We start from the raw sequence: 1,510 nt of genomic DNA, 5'->3' as shown, positions 1-1,510 counted from the left end.
TTAGACCCCATGACTGCCGGAGCCTTGGAGGCTCGAATCTGAGATGCTGATGATGGATTTGTTAGCAGCGGAGACGAGTCATGACGGAGGCAGTGAAATACGTTGGTCTGGACGTTCATAAGGAAACCATCGCGGTCGCGGTTGCCGATGGGGAACGCGGAGGCGAGGTACGTTTCGTCGGCACGGTCGCCAACGAGGACGATGCGATCAGGAAGCTGGTCAAGCGGCTGACGGGACCGGGTGTGACGTTGAACGTCTGCTACGAAGCGGGACCCTGTGGGTATGGCTTGCATCGGCTGCTGTCGAAGCTGGGACAGAATTGCATCGTCATCGCCCCCTCGATGATGCCGCGACGCCCGGGCGACCATGTTAAGACGGACCGGCGTGACGCGATGACCCTGGCGCGGCTGCTACGCGCCGGCGAACTCACCGCGATCTGGGTGCCGGACGAAGCGCACGAGGCGGTACGCGATCTCATCCGCGCGCGACGCAGCGCGCAGGACGATGCCATCGGGGCCAAGCAGACGGTGCGCAGCTTCCTGTTGCGGCATGATCGTCGTTTTGGCGGCAAGGCGGCTTGGACGAAAATGTACTGGCGGTGGTTGTCCGAGCAGCGGTTTGAGTTTCCCCACCAGCAGCTGGCATTCGAGGAAATGCAGAAGCGGGTGCTGGAGGCCCAGGCACGGGTCGCGCGCCTGGAGGCGGCGCTGGCTGAAGCGGTGGATGCGTGGTGTTTTGCGCCGCTGGTCCGCAATCTGCAGGTCCTGCGCGGTATCAGGCTGGTCAGTGCCGCAACGCTGGTCGCCGAGGTGGGCGACCTCACCCGCTTCGACAATCCCAAGCAACTGATGGCGTATGTCGGCCTGGTGCCGTCCGAGCACTCCAGCGGTGCCAAGACCAAGCGGGGCCGGATTACCCGCGCGGGCAACGCGCAAGCACGGACGATGTTGATCGAGGCGGGCTGGTCGTATCGGCTGTCCGCTCGCGAGGAGCGACGCTACCGTGAACGGGTCATCGACTTGCCCGAGGACATCCAAGCGATCGGGTGGAAGGCGCAGGTTCGCCTGTGCCAGCGCTACCGTCGCCTGGCGGCCACCGGAAAGCCCCAGCCCAAGGTGACCACCGCGATCGCGCGTGAATTGGTCGGCTATGCCTGGGACATCGCCCGTCGAGTGTCGCCAGCGATAGCCGGCTGATCCACACAGAACAATTCCAGGAGGAGGCGCCAGGGCACCAACTGCATAGCCTTGGCCGGCGTGCCGCGGGCACCCGACTGTGATGGGCAATCCACGGTGTACGGTGGGGCAGGTTCGTCCGACGCCCGAACTTAGACGGAGGATAGGCCCAGCGACGGATACGGGTAGTGCGGTAACCAACCCGCGGATGAGAGCATGATCAATCGTCGTCGATCAGGCGTCCGCGGCACACCCGCCAAGGTCAATGCGAACGCTGGTCTTGCGGCCAGCGACAAGGTAAACTCGGCCAGCGTCTCGGATGGCAGTCATGAGAG

General features: G+C 64.2%; 1 protein-coding gene. It reads left to right on the top strand.

Annotated elements, in window-relative coordinates; translation table 11 throughout:
- The first annotated feature begins 80 nt into the window (after window positions 1-80).
- Window positions 81-1,196 (top strand): IS110 family RNA-guided transposase, encoded by a 1,116-nt coding sequence (locus GGQ89_RS19810; protein WP_043061551.1) that lies wholly within the window; start codon window positions 81-83, stop codon window positions 1,194-1,196.
- The last annotated feature ends 314 nt before the right edge of the window (window positions 1,197-1,510 follow it).

The organism is Sphingomonas yabuuchiae (assembly GCF_014199595.1).
Classification (GTDB): domain Bacteria; phylum Pseudomonadota; class Alphaproteobacteria; order Sphingomonadales; family Sphingomonadaceae; genus Sphingomonas; species Sphingomonas yabuuchiae.
Note: the sequence above shows the minus strand (reverse complement) of the source record. Positions and strands in the feature narration are given on the sequence as shown.